At 40.8% G+C, this 15,550-nt stretch carries 17 protein-coding genes; 11 read left to right on the top strand and 6 right to left on the bottom strand.

Annotated elements, in window-relative coordinates:
- Positions 1 to 6 precede the first annotated feature (6 nt).
- The gene (locus ACOQON_RS03725; RefSeq protein ID WP_420577581.1) at positions 7 to 750 is read left to right on the top strand and encodes a hypothetical protein; all 744 of its coding nucleotides are present in this window, start codon (positions 7 to 9) and stop codon (positions 748 to 750) included.
- A gap of 151 nt (positions 751 to 901) precedes the next feature.
- The gene (locus ACOQON_RS03720) at positions 902 to 2,071 is read left to right on the top strand and encodes a S41 family peptidase (protein WP_420577580.1); all 1,170 of its coding nucleotides are present in this window, start codon (positions 902 to 904) and stop codon (positions 2,069 to 2,071) included.
- A gap of 2 nt (positions 2,072 to 2,073) precedes the next feature.
- Here the strand turns inward: ACOQON_RS03720 and ACOQON_RS03715 are convergent, their stop codons facing one another.
- Positions 2,074 to 2,571, bottom strand: a complete 498-nt coding sequence (locus ACOQON_RS03715; protein ID WP_420577579.1) for a hypothetical protein — start codon at positions 2,569 to 2,571, stop codon at positions 2,074 to 2,076.
- Between the two features lie 190 nt (positions 2,572 to 2,761).
- Here ACOQON_RS03715 and ACOQON_RS03710 point away from each other — a divergent pair, with 190 nt between their 5' ends.
- From ACOQON_RS03710 to ACOQON_RS03680, 7 genes are all read left to right on the top strand, one after another.
- Entirely contained in the window at positions 2,762 to 3,814 is a 1,053-nt protein-coding gene (locus ACOQON_RS03710) for a sensor histidine kinase (protein ID WP_420577578.1), read from the top strand.
- The gene (locus ACOQON_RS03705; RefSeq protein ID WP_420577577.1) at positions 3,811 to 4,569 is read left to right on the top strand and encodes a LytR/AlgR family response regulator transcription factor; all 759 of its coding nucleotides are present in this window, start codon (positions 3,811 to 3,813) and stop codon (positions 4,567 to 4,569) included. Before ACOQON_RS03710 ends, ACOQON_RS03705 begins: the two co-directional genes overlap by 4 nt.
- 90 nt (positions 4,570 to 4,659) lie before the next feature.
- Positions 4,660 to 5,706, top strand: a complete 1,047-nt coding sequence (locus ACOQON_RS03700; RefSeq protein WP_420577576.1) for a DUF2911 domain-containing protein — start codon at positions 4,660 to 4,662, stop codon at positions 5,704 to 5,706.
- 80 nt (positions 5,707 to 5,786) lie between these two features.
- Positions 5,787 to 6,446, top strand: coding sequence for a hypothetical protein (locus ACOQON_RS03695; RefSeq protein WP_420577575.1), 660 nt, complete (start codon positions 5,787 to 5,789; stop codon positions 6,444 to 6,446).
- Positions 6,443 to 7,189: a formylglycine-generating enzyme family protein gene (locus ACOQON_RS03690; RefSeq protein ID WP_420577574.1), complete on the top strand. Its 747-nt coding sequence runs from the start codon at positions 6,443 to 6,445 to the stop codon at positions 7,187 to 7,189. Before ACOQON_RS03695 ends, ACOQON_RS03690 begins: the two co-directional genes overlap by 4 nt.
- A gap of 10 nt (positions 7,190 to 7,199) precedes the next feature.
- Complete coding sequence (locus ACOQON_RS03685) at positions 7,200 to 8,042, top strand: TolB family protein (protein ID WP_420577573.1); 843 nt, start codon at positions 7,200 to 7,202, stop codon at positions 8,040 to 8,042.
- Positions 8,043 to 8,046: 4 nt separating this feature from the next.
- Positions 8,047 to 8,904, top strand: coding sequence for a hypothetical protein (locus ACOQON_RS03680; RefSeq protein ID WP_420577572.1), 858 nt, complete (start codon positions 8,047 to 8,049; stop codon positions 8,902 to 8,904).
- A gap of 35 nt (positions 8,905 to 8,939) precedes the next feature.
- Here the strand turns inward: ACOQON_RS03680 and ACOQON_RS03675 are convergent, their stop codons facing one another.
- The 5 genes from ACOQON_RS03675 to ACOQON_RS03655 all read right to left on the bottom strand — a co-directional run bounded on the left by ACOQON_RS03675 (position 8,940) and on the right by ACOQON_RS03655 (position 14,051).
- Positions 8,940 to 9,929, bottom strand: coding sequence for a hypothetical protein (locus tag ACOQON_RS03675; RefSeq protein ID WP_420577571.1), 990 nt, complete (start codon positions 9,927 to 9,929; stop codon positions 8,940 to 8,942).
- Positions 9,926 to 10,408 (bottom strand): hypothetical protein, encoded by a 483-nt coding sequence (locus ACOQON_RS03670; protein WP_420577570.1) that lies wholly within the window; start codon positions 10,406 to 10,408, stop codon positions 9,926 to 9,928. The genes ACOQON_RS03675 and ACOQON_RS03670 overlap by 4 nt, the downstream gene beginning before the upstream one ends.
- Positions 10,409 to 10,553: 145 nt before the next feature.
- Positions 10,554 to 11,651 (bottom strand): helix-turn-helix domain-containing protein, encoded by a 1,098-nt coding sequence (locus tag ACOQON_RS03665; RefSeq protein ID WP_420577569.1) that lies wholly within the window; start codon positions 11,649 to 11,651, stop codon positions 10,554 to 10,556.
- A 111-nt stretch (positions 11,652 to 11,762) separates the two neighbouring features.
- Positions 11,763 to 12,302: an ATP-dependent protease subunit HslV gene (hslV, locus tag ACOQON_RS03660; protein ID WP_420577568.1), complete on the bottom strand. Its 540-nt coding sequence runs from the start codon at positions 12,300 to 12,302 to the stop codon at positions 11,763 to 11,765.
- Between the two features lie 108 nt (positions 12,303 to 12,410).
- The gene (locus ACOQON_RS03655; protein WP_420577567.1) at positions 12,411 to 14,051 is read right to left on the bottom strand and encodes a pyruvate dehydrogenase complex dihydrolipoamide acetyltransferase; all 1,641 of its coding nucleotides are present in this window, start codon (positions 14,049 to 14,051) and stop codon (positions 12,411 to 12,413) included.
- A gap of 113 nt (positions 14,052 to 14,164) precedes the next feature.
- Between ACOQON_RS03655 and ACOQON_RS03650 the strand changes: the two genes are divergently transcribed.
- Both ACOQON_RS03650 and ACOQON_RS03645 read left to right on the top strand, forming a co-directional pair.
- A complete protein-coding gene (locus ACOQON_RS03650) occupies positions 14,165 to 14,848 on the top strand; it encodes an SOS response-associated peptidase (protein WP_420577566.1) in 684 nt (227 codons plus the stop codon).
- Positions 14,849 to 14,969: 121 nt separating this feature from the next.
- Complete coding sequence (locus ACOQON_RS03645; protein WP_420577565.1) at positions 14,970 to 15,539, top strand: RNA polymerase sigma-70 factor; 570 nt, start codon at positions 14,970 to 14,972, stop codon at positions 15,537 to 15,539.
- Positions 15,540 to 15,550: the final 11 nt, after the last annotated feature.

The raw sequence follows: 15,550 nt of genomic DNA, 5'->3' as shown, positions 1-15,550 counted from the left end.
CAACCAATGAAAATCAATTATCTCTTCATTTCACTATTTACATTGGCAGTCGGCTGTCAACCTACAACACAAGAAAAAGTCATTGAAAAGTCCTGGCAGGGTCAGCCCATTGATTTCTCTCAAATCAGAGAGGTTGTAAATGCCTATCACATGTTTGACTCTACAGAAACCAAAGTAGGCTCTATGGTATTCGGGTTTTCATTTGAAAACGGAATGTTGGTTGCCAGAGACACCTCTCAATTTGATAATGGAAGCGTCTATGAAACTGCGGTACTCACTTTTGATACGTCCGACTTCCAAATGAAGGAAGTCTCAATAGATATGAAAACTCCCAGGGCCACTCTGGATATTGACTTGAGAAAAGAAGATGAAAGGGTAATTGGATCATATGTGATAAAACAAGATACGATTAACAACCCTTTTGAGATTGATTCCGCCTATCAGTTCACCACATTCAGGGAGGAAATTTACGTTCTCGCCCATTCACTGAACCTAAAATCGGAAGATACAGTATCCTTTGATGCCCTTGTACCTACCAGCATGTCGGTTTCACAGGCTCAATTAATGTATTCAGGAGAAGAAACAATTGAGACTGCCAATGGTATGGTGACTTGTGATGCAATCTGGCTCAAAGCCGATGGAAAAATGCCGGATAATAAAATTTGGATAAGCAAAACCTCCCCCCGAACTATTGTGAAATTCTACGTTCCCGGCCCGGGACTGAATATTGAATTGGTTTCACAGCGATGATTAAGAAAGAACCAGTTCTGAGCATTAATACTTAGCACATGGGGTAATATTAATTAACCATTCATACCAAATTTCCCGATTGATCACTTATCGATGTGCACCTATTGTCCACAGGCGTATTATTGGTTCAAGTAACTCGAAAACAAAAAAAATGAAGCGGACAATACTATCAATCATCGTCTCAGGACTATTCATCTCTAGTAGCTTTTCACAGATTCAGGAAATAACCAAGGCAATCGAAACCTACTACATTAATCAGGAGGTTGGATCCAAACTGATCAAGCATTTAACCACCAATGAGGCCTCCTATCAAAACCTTAGCGAAGAGGCTTTTGTCATCCAGGTGAATAAAGACCTTCATGCCATACACAACGATCGTCACATTCAATTGATCTCAAAAAAACAATCAAGTTCCTTGCCTTGGAGTCAACAATTCATCCGAACGGTCAAAGTGTTAGAAGGCAATATCGGATACTTAGAGATCTCACATTTCCCGAACCCAAATGATGAAGTCTACGGAGAATTAGCATCCGCCTTTTCACTTATTGAAAAGACCGATGGCATCATTATCGACATCCGAAACAATCGTGGTGGACATCCGGAAACTGTTTCGGAGCTGCTGGGCTACTTCACCGATGGTGAAGTGCTTTATGATCGATTTTATATACCATCAGAAAGCAAGGCCTATGATTATGAAACGCATAAAAAAGTAGCCGGAAACAAACTCATTGGAAAACCACTTGCTATCCTGATCAATGAAAAGACAGCTTCTGTTTCTGAGCTATTTGCTTTGGCGGTTAAGAATTTAAAGATTGGAAAAGTATATGGATCTAATTCCATGGGATTGGTTAATCTGGCCGGCTATTACCCGATCGGTGATAGCTATTACCTCCTGCTCTCCAAAGGCTATCAACAAAATCCATTCAGTGAGCATGGAATCGAAAATGTTGGAGTAAAGCCAGATGTTGAATCTTCAAGCGGGCTAACAAATGCTCATCTGGATTTAGTGGCAAGTGTACATGGCAATGAACTTAAAGACTGGATTGCAGAAGGATTGAGAGAAAAACCTCTTTCTTCATTAGATATTCAAGCATTTGTCGGAAACTATGGCTCCATTACGATTATCGAATCTGATGGCATGCTATATTATCAGGATCACACGGGATTTGATTACAAAATGATACCGGTCTCCGAAAACACATTTCAGCTGGAGAGCTCCATGGAAGTTCGTTTTCGTATTGACTTTATATCGGATCCAAATTGGATGATCCTTTCAAAGCGCTACTTCGACGGAGACATGAAAGTCTATCAAAAAAATTAGTGTTATTCATCCATATACCAGGATCCTACAATGGTCCTGGGAAATGGAATGTACTCCCCGTTGTAGCAAAGGTGAGAGCAGCCAATTTTTATCGTTTGGCCTGCCTCAAGCACGTATTCTCGCGCCAGATAAGCCTGACGATCACGAATGCTAAAATCCGCTTTTGTCAATACCCCAACGGCACGATCAGTGTTATTTGTCATCAAGAGTGTCCTTCCACATCCCTGTTCTCCACATGGTTCCCCTTCAGTTATTTCTAGGGAATCGATCAAGCTATTTGGCATTTCTTCCCTGTGCCATTCAACAAGTTTACCAATGCTATCTGGATAAACCATATTCACGATATCCATGAATGCCAGTTCTGAGACGTCTTTAGGTTTTTCAACTGCTTCGGCTGCATCATTACTCGATTCACCATTCGTTTTGCTCCCTCCTGTTTCGCAAGCGGGGATCACAATTACTGATAAGATGATAAAATAATGGAGCGTTGACTTTTTCATAGCTAAGTAAGATTGGATTGGAAAATTACATACATATCCATCACAATCTAATCCATTCATCACAATCTCAACACAGGCAGATGTTGAGCATCGTAAGTTTATACAGTAATCTAAGATACTGAAATTCAATTTTTCTAATCATGTACTTTTATAGGTGCAAGTAATTGAGATGAGGCAAGGGGTTTTTAAAATGAAATATGTGCTCCTACTTACTTTTTTGGTAAGTGCTGTTCTCATATTGCGTCAATACACCGATTACCTGATCAATGAATATGAGTACGATTTTAGCTGGTATGCGGTATCCATAAAAATCATCATCAACTACCTCTTATGGGCGTTGTTTTTTCGATTTCTCGTCAGAATTTCGGACCATCTTCTTTCCAATCGAATAAACCTCACCTTAATAGCAAAGCACATAGCAATCAGTCTTGGGGTTTCGGCTATTCACCGACTATTGGCCACACTCTTGTACGATTATTCTTTTTTCTTCTATACTGGATACTTGCGAAGCTTCCTTGCACCAACTAACAAGGTGGCAATGGGTGCCGGCTTATTTTCCAGCTTCCTGGAATACTGGGTCATTATGATACTGATCATGGCCATTTCTTATTACTCCCGTTATGTACAGCAGCAAAAAGAACTAAGTACTGCAAAGCTGGATGCGCTAAAAATGCAGCTTCAGCCACATTTTTTGTTTAACACACTCAACTCCATCACCTCACTCATTGACATTGACTCTAAGAAAGCTCAAAAGATGCTGTCACAGCTGGGCTTCCTGATGAGAGAATTGTTGGAGCATGACAAAAAGCTATTCATTCCACTGGAAAGCGAAATGGAATACATCAAGACATACCTGGAGATCGAGCATATTCGCTTCCAGGATCGTTTGAAATTGAATTTTGAAATAGAAAATGAAACATTAACTGCCAAAGTACCTGCCTTGCTGCTTCAACCGATTGTCGAAAATGCAATTAAACATGGGATTGCTAAAATTGCCGAAGGCGGAGCAATCACCGTTCAAACCACCAAAACAAATGCAGATGAACAGCCTCAACTTGCCATTATCATATCAAACGATGTACCTCAAGCGAATGGGCAGGTCAAATCCGAAGGTTATGGCATAGGCATTGAAAATGTTTCAAACCGATTGGAACATTTGTATGGTAGTGATTACACGTATTCTCAATCTTCAGAAAAGGATATATTCACTACCAAAATCACACTTCCATTTGAACCCATATGATTCGAGCAATTATTGTAGACGATGAATATCTAGCCAGAGAACGAATTCATAAACTTCTGAAGACGTTTGAAGAAATAAATGTAATCGGTGAAGCTAAAAACGGAAGTCAGGCCGTGAAACTCATCGAACTAGAAGAACCGGATCTTGTCTTTTTAGACATTCAAATGCCCGATTTTGATGGCTTTGAGGTGGTCAAGAAAATCAGCCCTAAAAATCAGCCCTACATCGTATTTGCCACGGCCTATGACAAGTATGCTATCGAAGCATTTAACATTCATGCACTGGACTACCTGCTAAAACCCATCGATGAGGATCGCTTTAAGGAGTCCGTGCAAAAAGTATTGAAGCATTTTGAAGTTCAGAAAAATGCTGCTTTCAATGAGAAGTTGATGAAAATGATTCGGGATTTCGAGCGTCCATCAGAAGACTACATTTCAAAAATTGTAATTGCTGACAGGGGGTGGGAGCATGAAGTGGAATTGGATGGGGTGCTTTACATCGAAGCAAATGGAAACTATGTGAATTTGAAAACCTCAGACAAAACCCACCTGTACCGATCGACCATGAATGCATTATCGGATCAGCTAAATCCAAAAGATTTTTTACGCATACACCGGTCTATCATTGTAAATAAACGATACGTGCGAAAGGCTATTTACCTGAACAACAATGAGTATCAGCTTACAATGAAAGATGGTGGAGAACTGATTTCAGGAAGGTCTTACAAAAAGGTCATCCAGCAATACCTCTGTTGAAGTAACCTTTCGTCACAGAAATCACATCCAATCACAATCTTTTAATTGTGGACTTCTCATAAGCGTAAAAAATGAAAAACGCTTACCCTTATGAAACGAAAACCATACCTGGCATTTGCTCTTAATTTAATTGCGGCATTTGCCTTCGCACAAAATTTAACCCTTCCCCGTCCCAGCCAATATGCTGAAGTGACCCAGCGTGTGGGCATCTCCGATGTTACCATCACTTATCACAGCCCGGGAAAGAACGAACGTCAAATCTGGGGTGGAGTGGTTCAGTACGGCCAAATTTGGAGGGCTGGAGCCAATGAGAATACTACTATTACGTTCTCGCATGACGCCAAAATCGAAGGACAAGAAGTGGATGCTGGTACTTACGGTCTTTATATGCTACCCATCGATATTGAAAATGTAAGGGTAGTGCTTTCTAAATACGCCAAGTCTTGGGGAACCAATACCCCTGCGGAATCAGAAACTGTAGCGATTGTAGATGTAAAGACACATGAAATTCCATCGCAAGAATGGCTTACATATAATTTCATTGACCGATCCGGCAATGACGTCACGGCTGAACTAAGATGGGATAATGTAGCCATTCCATTCAACATCGCCTTTGATGTTACCACGATTGTTATTGAAAACATCCGAGCTGAGCTTAAAGGAGTAGCTGGTTTCTCCTGGAGGGGATACATGCAAGCGGCTAACTATTGCTTACAAAATGATACAAATCTTGATGAAGCCATGACCTGGATCGATCAGTCCATATCCATGAGCAGTGGATTTTCCAACCTCCAGGTAAAAGCCGGACTGCTAGACAAAAAAGGAGAAACAATAGAAGCCAAGAAAATAATGGATCAGGCTTTGCCGACCGCAAGTCCTTTTCAGCTAAATCAATATGGCTATCAAATGCTCAATAGTGGCGATACCAAAAAAGCCATCGAGGTATTCTCCATGAATGTGAAGAAAAACCAGAATCATCAGTTTATCTGGGGATTTACCGATAGTCTGGGAGAAGCTTACCTGAGAGACGGAAATAAAAAGTTGGCTCTGAAATACTACAAAGAAGCAAGGAAGTTAGCTCCCGAAAACCAGTATGCATACCTGGATGGAGTGATAAAAAGCATTGAAGAAAAATAGTGTTTGAGTGAGGCCCAAGGGGGAGCTTAGGCTCCTCCTTTTTTAAAAAAGTCCGAAGGTATTAATCAAAAAATAACCCCATGAAATACATAATACTGTTAATAGCTGTGGCATTCACACTTGAGATGAATGCCCAATCAAAGAGGGAATTCAAAACTTTTGACTTCAAGGGAAATAAAATCAAATATGCCATTCAGCTACCTTCCGATTATGATGCCAGCAAGACTTACCCCATAGCAATTGGTCCATCTGATGCTACAGCAAAAGACGATCAATCGCATTATTGGAGAGATGTGAAGGATACCTATGGCTGGATTTTACTTGATTTCCCAATTTATAAAGCGAACAAGTCAGAAGTCATTGCATTCATGGATCACATCAGAGGAAAATACAAGGTAGAAGGTGACAAATTTCACACGATTTGCTTCAGTGCCAATAGTGCGAGCATTTTTGATTTGGTCATGGCCATACCGGAGCAATTCCACTCCATTACAGGGATGGCTGGAAATCCGGGAACGAGGAATGTTCAGCGATTATCAAAACTGAAAAATGTGAAAGTGCAATTCGTGGTTGGAGATAAAGACACCTACTGGATGAATGCATCGAAAGACAGGCACGCCAAACTGTTGGAAGCAGGAGTTGTCAGTCAAATTGAAATCATCAAAGATGGCAGGCATGTATTGACAGAACTGGTCGGTGAAGGTGTGCTTTCAAGGATGAATAAACTAAGAATGCCATGAGTAAACTCCTATTATTTGCAGTTCTAATAGCTGCTTACCTTCCTCCGCAATCCAAGAAGAAAACATTCGAATTAGCTCCCGGAGTAAAGATCAATATGATATGGGTAGCTCCGGGCAGCTTTTTGATGGGAAGTCCAGAAGATGAAGCAGGCAGAAATGTTGCCCGCGAAAAACAACATGAGGTGACCATCACGAAAGGATTTTGGCTAGCCGAAACAGAATTTACACAAGGAGATTGGGAAAAAATTATGGGAACCAATCCCAGCACAAATAAAGGTAAGAATCACCCGATTGAAACCATCTCATATCACGACATTGAAGAGCTAATTAGCAGGATTAACAAGGATGGAGAAAATTTTCGATTGCCAACAGAAGCTGAATGGGAGTATGCCTGCAGAGCAGGCACCACTGGCCCCTACCCTGGAGATATTGATAAAACCGTATGGCACATAGGTAACTCAGGAAGAGCCTCTCATCAAGTAGCTATAAAGGATCCTAATCCATGGGGGTTTTATGATATGCAAGGGAATGTGCTGGAATGGTGCTCCGACTGGCTTCAGGAGGATAATACCAGTGAAAAAGTAGACCCGCAAGGACCAAATAGTGGTGAGTATAAAGTACAAAGAGGTGGTCAGTTTACTGGGAGAATACGACATACCAGGGCTGCTGATAGACAAAGAGATCTACCTGAATCCAGAGAGTTTTATGTGGGTTTTCGTTTAGCGAAAAGTGAAATTAACTGATCTTACAAAAATGAAATTACTCCAAATTGCTTTTGTTTTCGGTAACTGTTTCTTTACTCAAGCGCAACAGATCATCTTCACCCGACAGGTAAATAACAATGATGACCTGATGATCATGGATGAAAATGGAGGTATCAAAACACTTACCGATCATCCCAGAAAAGACAGTAGCCCAATGATCTCACCGGATGGAAAAATGGTGGTCTTTACTTCTGAACGTGTAGGCTGGTGGAAAATCTGGACGATGAATTTGGAGACAAATGAGTTTAATCAGCTGACCAATAAAGGAAGTGCCGACTACAGCCCTTCCTGGTCACCGGATGGTAAACAGATTGTATTCACATCCTCTCGGGATGGCAATCAGGAGGTCTATATCATGAACCGAGATGGAAGCAATAAAGTCAATCTGACACAATCCAAAACTGAAGATGTCATGCCTTTCTGGGCAAAAAATGGGTATATCTATTATTCAACAAACCAAAATGGTATCTATCAAATAGCTCGAATCAAACCGGATGGCAGTAATAAGGAAATCCTAACGAATTCAAAGGATAATAAGTTGATGCCACAGCTTTCCAATGATCGAAAGAAAATCCTCTATTACGGTGATTTAAATGGAAATATGGAAATCTATCTTATGGACGTGGATACCAAAAAAGTAACTCGTCTAACCAATCATCCCCTAATGGATATGCGACCCAGATGGTCCCACGACAATACCAAAATATTGTTTGAACGAGGAAATAAAGGGAACAACCATCATATTTATATCATGAATGTCGATGGGAGCCAGGTGAAGCAATTGACTACAAAAAACTACAACTACACCCCTTCATTTTTTCCAAAAAATTAGAATCATGAAGTCTATTTTACTCCTTCTATTCATCCAACCCATCGTCCTTCTAGCTCAACACACCATTTTTTATTCATCAGAAGAGGGCTCCAGAGGTCGGGATATTTATTCTATGGAGCTCGATGGGGGAAAGTATAGAAAGCTGACCTCTTCGATGGGCGGAGGTCACTATCCTCATCATAATAACTCAAAGTTGTCTCCTGATGGTGAAACACTCGTATTCATGAGTGACCCTGATGGACATGATCGCTACACAATCTGGACAATGAGTATTGATGGTTCAAATTTTCAAAAAATCACCCAAAATGAAGGTCTCTATCCAAATTGGAGTCCGGATGGTAAAACGATTGTTTTCAGTGGACGAAGAAATGGGGTATGGGAAATCTTAACGATACCGGCTAAAGGCGGTGCTGAACAAATCATTTCAAAAAATAAAGAGCAGGGAAAAAGACCCGGATGGGGAGCCACATGCAGTTTTCATCCCAATGGACAATCATTAATTTATTCCTACATCAGAGAAAAAGTACTTTACTCCTATACGCTAGCCAGCGGGAAGACTGAACGGATTTCAAAGGCTGGAAACTACTTACACCCGGTTTACTCAAAAGATGGGAGGATTGCTGTGTGTAGAAAACTGGATGAATCTTACGACCTAGTTGTCATCAAGGATGGAGAGGAAGAAGTGATTGCTAAATCCATTGTTTCATACTCTGCACCCGACTGGTATGTCAATGATTCCAAGTTGCTATTCGTGGGAATGGTCAATGGCAACCAGGAATTGTTCTCAATCGATCTTAAAACTAAAGAAGAAATTCAGCTAACTAAAAACAAATCTTTTGATGCCATGCCGGTTGCATTCTGAAATTCACACCTTTCTCCTATTTCTATGTCAAGTCGCTACTGAAGCTTAGTCAACCACCTGATCACGTTAATCAGCAATCCTGCATTATCCGCCTTTGGGTCATGAATGGTTACAGCTACTCGTTCTCCCTTAATCAATAAATCTAAACTTCTAAAAATTCCCTGGTCGGTGCATACAACAACCCTTCCCTTTCCATAGTCAAATCCAATCATCCCGGCATACGAACTGGAAGTTTCCTCGATAAAATCAATGCCATCCGTTGGGGTGGAGTTGATCGTGCCTTGAGGAAATGGTAATATGACGTCTGCAGGATTTCTAAATACCGCTGCACCACAATAGAACCTAACCTTCTTTGGAAGCGTCGTACTATCTAGACTTGAAGTAAAAACAGGATGCCTTTTGTTCAACATTCTATTTTTTTCATCCATTAAAAAATGACCACATATACCTCCATCGCTCGTATGGTAATCGACTTGATTCGAATAGCCATCTCTGAATTTCACTCCGAAAGCCTCCATCAAAGGCAGTGCGCCACTTCCTCCAGGAAAATGACTTAAAAAAACCAGCAACCCTCCCCCATTAAAAACATACTTTGCGATTGATTCCACCTCTTCCGTTCTTAGAGGTGATATATATAGATATTCTGTACGTTCATCATTTGCCAGTTTTATAGCATCATTTGGCATACCGTGCAAAAGGAGCAAGTCAGGACGTACAGATTGCAGGTAAGCGGAATCGAGTTGTGATTGAGTGAATTGTACATCGAAACCATCCTGATCAAGAATACGAAACATCTCTCTTGATGTTATTCTTCCGGATGGAGAGGAATAGATGGTATTGTGCCCCATGTCTACCAGAATAACTTTATTATGCTCAAAATTCACCGGGGTAAATTCATAATTAAATGAAGTGTCAATCTCAGCTTCAACAGTCCGCTGACCAATGACCAGGCTACTAAATAGTATTCCTATTATAAATACGCTGTTCCTTAAGTTTCCCACTGCTATCTGTATCAGGTTAATCATTGCTTCACTATATCTATAGGAATCAATTCAATAGGAAATCCATCACTACTTTGAGCTCCACCATCATTTTGAAATCTGGCATGATGTAAAATGAGCGCACCATCAGAATCATTCACATAAAATATCTGCTTGAACTCCTTTGTTACACCACTGCTTTGCATTGTCTGGGTACCTTCAATTTTATTAGCAATCACGGACTCACCATTTAATTGTGCCTTAATAGTTCCTACTACATAAAACTGAATGGTGATTTTTTCCTTAGCTGCCAATTCGCTACAATTTTCCTCCTTAAAAATGGAGATATCAATCAAAAGGTTATTGTCTTCAAAACTGAATACTTCATCAAGGTGATTACCCATATCCGTAACACAACCAGAAGTCCACTGACCATTCAAACTAATTATGTTGCCATTGCTTGTGGTCACATCCACAATGAGGGATGGTTTAACATCACTCTCTTTGCAGCTTGCAATTAACATATTGATTATAAGAGCTAGTCCAATTAGAATTTTTGCTTTACTATATTAATATTTGATTTCGCAATGAAACGGGCAAAGCTGCAGATCAACTAAAAAATAATGGATTAGTATATTCGAGTATATGTATTCGAATAAATTAAAGCACTTAAGCGGGTTTATCCAATGCGTTTTTTCTGTATTCTGAAGGTTTAATTCCGGTATTTTTCTTGAATGCAATGCTGAAAACTGATCCTGACTGAAAACCACATTCCTCTGCTATAGCCAATAATGTTAAGTGGCGATATCGGGGATCGCTCACCTTCTTTTTTACCTCCTCCACTCGATACCGGTTAATGAAATCAAAGAAATTACCTTTTGTCGTTTGATTGATGGATTGAGATAAAGAACTAGAAGAAAGTCCAAGTTGATCAGAAATATCTTTTAATGTCAACTTTGCATTCAAATACAGTTTCTCCTCCTCAACCAACCTCACAACTCTCTTAAAAATATCCTGAGTTGCAGCTAAATCTATCTTAGCATCTTGATAAGGTTTAAGCTTAAATAGAATCTCAGGTTTCGATAGGCTTTTATGGGTGAGGACAATAATATGAATAGAGTAAATCAGCACAATATTCAAGTTGATCAAATCTGGAATTGGACCCATTTTAATCTGATAAAAATAGAATGAGGTAGCTAGTACAAAGGTGATTGAGTAAGAAATTAAAACAGTTTTCACCCAATTTAATGAAACGCTAATGGTATAAGAATACTGCTTTTTTATTTCCTCCCGGTGATTCCTTAAAAGAACAAATGATGCAGTGATGTAAACTAAATTTTGAATCATAAAAAGGACAAAACCGACATTGCTCAGGGTCTCGACTAGTGGGCTGTTTTTACCTTTTCCTAATAAATTTAAAGTGATCATCACTGAAATATAAGCGATGAATGGTGCGTAATTCCAGAGCTGTCGCTTTTCATACATCTCGGTTGAGTGCGTCAGAAATGATATATAGAGATACAAAGAAGGAGTGATGACCAGTAAGAAGGCATTAGAGTAGAGTTCGTAAGTATCAAAGAAGAATGGATCGAATAGTACCCGGATAGAGTTCAGAATGATGAGTACAAAAGCAATGAGCACAATAGCCAGTAAGCGATTGGTAACTTTATGCAAGTATCTACCTCTCTTCAATTGTGCAATCAAAATGAATGCTTGCACAACCGCTGAAAAGTTGATCAGAATTGATAGGTTGGTTAGGAAATCCATCTGCTAACTCAATTAACCAAAACTAATAAGCCCTGACTTCTTGATTTTAATTTTAATGGTAAGCAGTATCAGGTTTTATGCCTTTGTCCAGATTGGAAGGGAAAAAAGGCATCATTCCACCACCTCAACCACCAAATTATGGTTGGTATAGATGCAGATATCGGCAGCAATGGTAAGCCCCTCACGCACCATTTCCTCAGCTGTAAGATTTGGGGCATGCTTCTTCAGCGCCAATGCAGCTGAACGTGCATACATACTCCCAGACCCAATAGATGCAATGTCCTCGTCAGGCTCCAGCACATCGCCTGTACCTGAAACAACCAACACTTCGTTTTTATCCGCCACGATCATCATGGCCTCCAGCTTACGAAGGTATCGGTCGGTTCTCCAGTCTTTGGCCAATTCAACCGCCGCTCTCTTCAGGTTGCCTGAGTAGTTACTCAGCTTTTCGTCAAAGCGATCCAATAATGTAAAAGCATCTGCAGTAGATCCGGCAAAGCCTGTTACGATTTTGCCATCACCCAGCCTTCGGATTTTCTTCACATTCGATTTTGCAACGGTATTTCCAAGGGTTGCCTGTCCATCGGCTCCAATAGCTACTTTGCCCTTATGCTTAATGGCAAGGACAGTTGTTGATTTTATTTTTTCCATAGAGTTATCAAAAAAGTAAGGTCATGCTGAACTTGGTTCAGCATCTGGGGTACCTAACCCATAGATTCCGAAACAAGTTCGGAATGACGTTCTAGTTTAGATCAGAAATCATATCAAAATCCTAACCGGATCTTCCAATAGCTCTTTGAATGTCTTCAGAAATGCTGATCCCACTGCTCCATCTACTGCGCGGTGATCGCATGACAGGGTCACCTTCATCACATTGCCTGCATACATCTCACCATCCTTCACGATCACGGTTTCTTTGATTCCCCCCACAGCCATAATACAGGCATCCGGTGGATTGATGATCGCGGTGAATTCCTCAATACCAAACATACCGAGGTTTGAAATCGTGAACGTGTTACCTGAAAACTCCTCAGGTTGAAGCTTCTTATCTTTTGCTTTTCCTGCTAATTCTCTTACTTCCGCTGAAATGTGGGACAGAGACTTGGTATCCGCGAATCGCACTACTGGCACAATCAGCCCTTCTGGAATAGCCACTGCCACACCCATGTGGATGTGCTGATGTTTCATCATGTGGTCACCGTGCCAGCTAACATTAACATCCGGATGCTGACGCAATGCTGCTGCTGCGGCCTTCACTACCATGTCATTGAAAGAAATCTTCACCGGAGAAATCTCATTCATGGAATTACGCGCTTCGATCGCTTTATCCATGTTGATTTCCATGGTCAGGTAGAAATGAGGAGCGGTAAATTTACTATCACTTAGACGCTTGGCAATCACTTTACGCATTTGCGAAAGCTCTACTTTCTCTGACTTCTCCTCTCCCACTACCTTAGGAATGCTGATAGAAGGTTGACCTGAGTCAGCTGCTTTCTCCTGCGCCTGCGAAGGAGTGAAGTTCTCAACATCTGCCTTCACTATTCTGCCATCCGGGCCGCTTCCATTTACCTGTGCTATATCAATGCCTTTTTCTGAAGCAATTTTCTTCGCTAAAGGCGAGGCTTTAATTCTGCCATTGTCTGACGAACCGCCTGATGTTGAGGTACTGGATTGAGCAGACGAGCCGGAATCCGACGATTTAGAGCTACTGGTATCCTTTTTCTCTTCTTTCTTTTCTTCCTTCCCTGAATCATCATCGCTCTGCTCCTCAGCTTTCAGCAACGCCTCATAATCCGCGCCTTCTTCACCGATGATGGCGATGATGCCATCAACAGCAACTCCACTTCCTTCCTCCACTGCCGTGTAGAGTAAAGTCCCATCCTCATAAGCCTCCAGTTCCATCGTTGCTTTGTCCGTCTCTACTTCTGCCAGGATATCACCGGACTCTACTTTATCTCCTTTTTTCTTTAGCCAGGAAGCGATCACACCTTCTTCCATTGTATCGCTCATCTTCGGCATCCGAATAACTGATGCATTGATGCTACTGGCATCTATTTTCTCTTCTGATTTTTTCTCAGACTTTTCTTCTTTGGCTTCCTCCTCGTTTCCATTTTCAGAACTACTGTTTTCTGCTTCTTCCAGAAGATGCTTATAATCCTCTCCTTTCTCCCCAATGACAGCTAAAATTCCATCTACAGGAACAGATTCTTTTTCCTTCACTCCAATATGCAACAGCACACCATCCTGGTAGGATTCCAATTCCATTGTAGCTTTATCGGTTTCCACTTCAGCCAGCACATCGCCGGAGTTCACCTCATCGCCCTCTTTTTTCAACCAGGAGGCGATCACGCCTTCTTCCATGGTATCACTCATTTTGGGCATTCTTATAACTTCAGCCATTTAGATCGTCTTTAATTCCAGATTCAAAATTAACCCATCAATCAAAATAAAAATTTGTATTCAGCATAAAATGATCATTGAGTGTCCGATGTTCTCGTATTAAATTGCTGAAAATGCTCGATCGATACACAATTACATTAAAACCAGATGAGCTGGCGCTTGTTTTGGGAGCGGAAGTACCTGAACTGTACCAACCGCAATACAATGCAGCTCCAACCAAATTGCTGCCTACCATTACCAGCACAGAGTCGGATAAAATATCCTTCTTTAACTGGGGATTAATGGCTCAATGGTCCAACAATCGAGCAATGAGTTCGAAATTTTTTAACCTCCCAATGGACTCGGTAATAAATAAATCAAGCTATCGAAAAAAGCTAGCCACTCACCGATGTGTTATCCCGATGGATGGATTTTATTTATGGAAGCAGGTAGCCAAAAAGCAACAGGTCCCTCACTATTTTTTCTACCCTGATAAAAAGGTCTTTTCGGTGGCCGGTCTTTGGGAAGAGGGTGAGGACGATACACATTCTTTCATTATGATCACCAGGCCTGCCAATGACCAGATAGCTGACTTTCAGGATGACATGCCAGCTATCATGGATGCAGCTTCTTCAAGAAGGTGGCTGGAGTCAGATGATCAGGAGGAACTTCAGAAACTTTTAAGTCAGCAATCCAAAGAGGAATTCATATCTCACACCGTCGCTCCTAAAATCAAGGATATTGATGGAAATGATGCCTCATTCCTGAAGCCGGCCCCACCTGCCGATCAACATGGTAATTACACGTTATTTACCTGATCAGCCCGTTTTAAATATTAATTATGATTATTTCTATCTTCGCAGATGATTTTATGGATAGAAAATCAGGCATCCATCAAAATTTATTTACTAAAGTCACCAATACGTTCCAGTTATTTCTATGAGCACTGATAATGACCTTTTGCTTTTCCAGCAGGTGAAAAGTAATGACTTCTCTTCTTATGAGGTCATTTTCAAGCGCTATTATAAAGAACTTTATCGCTTTGCTTTTACCTATGTAAGAGATGCCACGATCGCCGAAGAAATGGCCCAGGAGGTGTTTCTCTATATCTGGGAAAAAAGGGGAAACATTGAAATACAGACTACCTTAAAAACCTATCTGTATTCAGCTGTAAAAAATAAGTGTCTCAATTACATCAAGCTAGAGCTTCCCAAGCAGCAATCCATGGCTGATGTAAGTGAGGTTATGCTAAGCGTGAGCATGCCGAAGAAAGATGAGGGGGAGAATGAAAAATTAAAAAAGTACATTCAATCAGCTATCGATGCGCTTCCCAAGAAATGTAGAAAAATCTTCATTTTAAGCCGAAATGCCGGGATGACTTATGAAGAAATTGCTGAAGAGCTCGACCTTTCGAAAAAAACGGTCGAAAATCAAATGGGAATTGCGCTAAAAAAATTGAGGGAATCACTCGAGCATGTGTACAAACATTACAAGGAACATATGAACTAAAAATAAAGTGA

The organism is Ekhidna sp. (assembly GCF_965221965.1).
Classification (GTDB): Bacteria; Bacteroidota; Bacteroidia; order Cytophagales; family Cyclobacteriaceae; genus Ekhidna.
This window is presented reverse-complemented; position numbering and strand designations above follow the sequence as displayed.

Bases quoted from the DNA above. Each gene is read 5' to 3' on its own strand.
- ACOQON_RS03725 (WP_420577581.1), top strand. From the start codon at position 7: ATGAAAATCAATTATCTCTTCATTTCACTATTTACATTGGCAGTCGGC.
- ACOQON_RS03720 (WP_420577580.1), top strand. From the start codon at position 902: ATGAAGCGGACAATACTATCAATCATCGTCTCAGGACTATTCATCTCT.
- ACOQON_RS03715 (WP_420577579.1), bottom strand. From the start codon at position 2,571: ATGAAAAAGTCAACGCTCCATTATTTTATCATCTTATCAGTAATTGTG.
- ACOQON_RS03710 (WP_420577578.1), top strand. From the start codon at position 2,762: ATGAAATATGTGCTCCTACTTACTTTTTTGGTAAGTGCTGTTCTCATA.
- ACOQON_RS03705 (WP_420577577.1), top strand. From the start codon at position 3,811: ATGATTCGAGCAATTATTGTAGACGATGAATATCTAGCCAGAGAACGA.
- ACOQON_RS03700 (WP_420577576.1), top strand. From the start codon at position 4,660: ATGAAACGAAAACCATACCTGGCATTTGCTCTTAATTTAATTGCGGCA.
- ACOQON_RS03695 (WP_420577575.1), top strand. From the start codon at position 5,787: ATGAAATACATAATACTGTTAATAGCTGTGGCATTCACACTTGAGATG.
- ACOQON_RS03690 (WP_420577574.1), top strand. From the start codon at position 6,443: ATGAGTAAACTCCTATTATTTGCAGTTCTAATAGCTGCTTACCTTCCT.
- ACOQON_RS03685 (WP_420577573.1), top strand. From the start codon at position 7,200: ATGAAATTACTCCAAATTGCTTTTGTTTTCGGTAACTGTTTCTTTACT.
- ACOQON_RS03680 (WP_420577572.1), top strand. From the start codon at position 8,047: ATGAAGTCTATTTTACTCCTTCTATTCATCCAACCCATCGTCCTTCTA.
- ACOQON_RS03675 (WP_420577571.1), bottom strand. From the start codon at position 9,929: ATGATTAACCTGATACAGATAGCAGTGGGAAACTTAAGGAACAGCGTA.
- ACOQON_RS03670 (WP_420577570.1), bottom strand. From the start codon at position 10,408: ATGTTAATTGCAAGCTGCAAAGAGAGTGATGTTAAACCATCCCTCATT.
- ACOQON_RS03665 (WP_420577569.1), bottom strand. From the start codon at position 11,651: ATGGATTTCCTAACCAACCTATCAATTCTGATCAACTTTTCAGCGGTT.
- hslV (WP_420577568.1), bottom strand. From the start codon at position 12,302: ATGGAAAAAATAAAATCAACAACTGTCCTTGCCATTAAGCATAAGGGC.
- ACOQON_RS03655 (WP_420577567.1), bottom strand. From the start codon at position 14,051: ATGGCTGAAGTTATAAGAATGCCCAAAATGAGTGATACCATGGAAGAA.
- ACOQON_RS03650 (WP_420577566.1), top strand. From the start codon at position 14,165: ATGCTCGATCGATACACAATTACATTAAAACCAGATGAGCTGGCGCTT.
- ACOQON_RS03645 (WP_420577565.1), top strand. From the start codon at position 14,970: ATGAGCACTGATAATGACCTTTTGCTTTTCCAGCAGGTGAAAAGTAAT.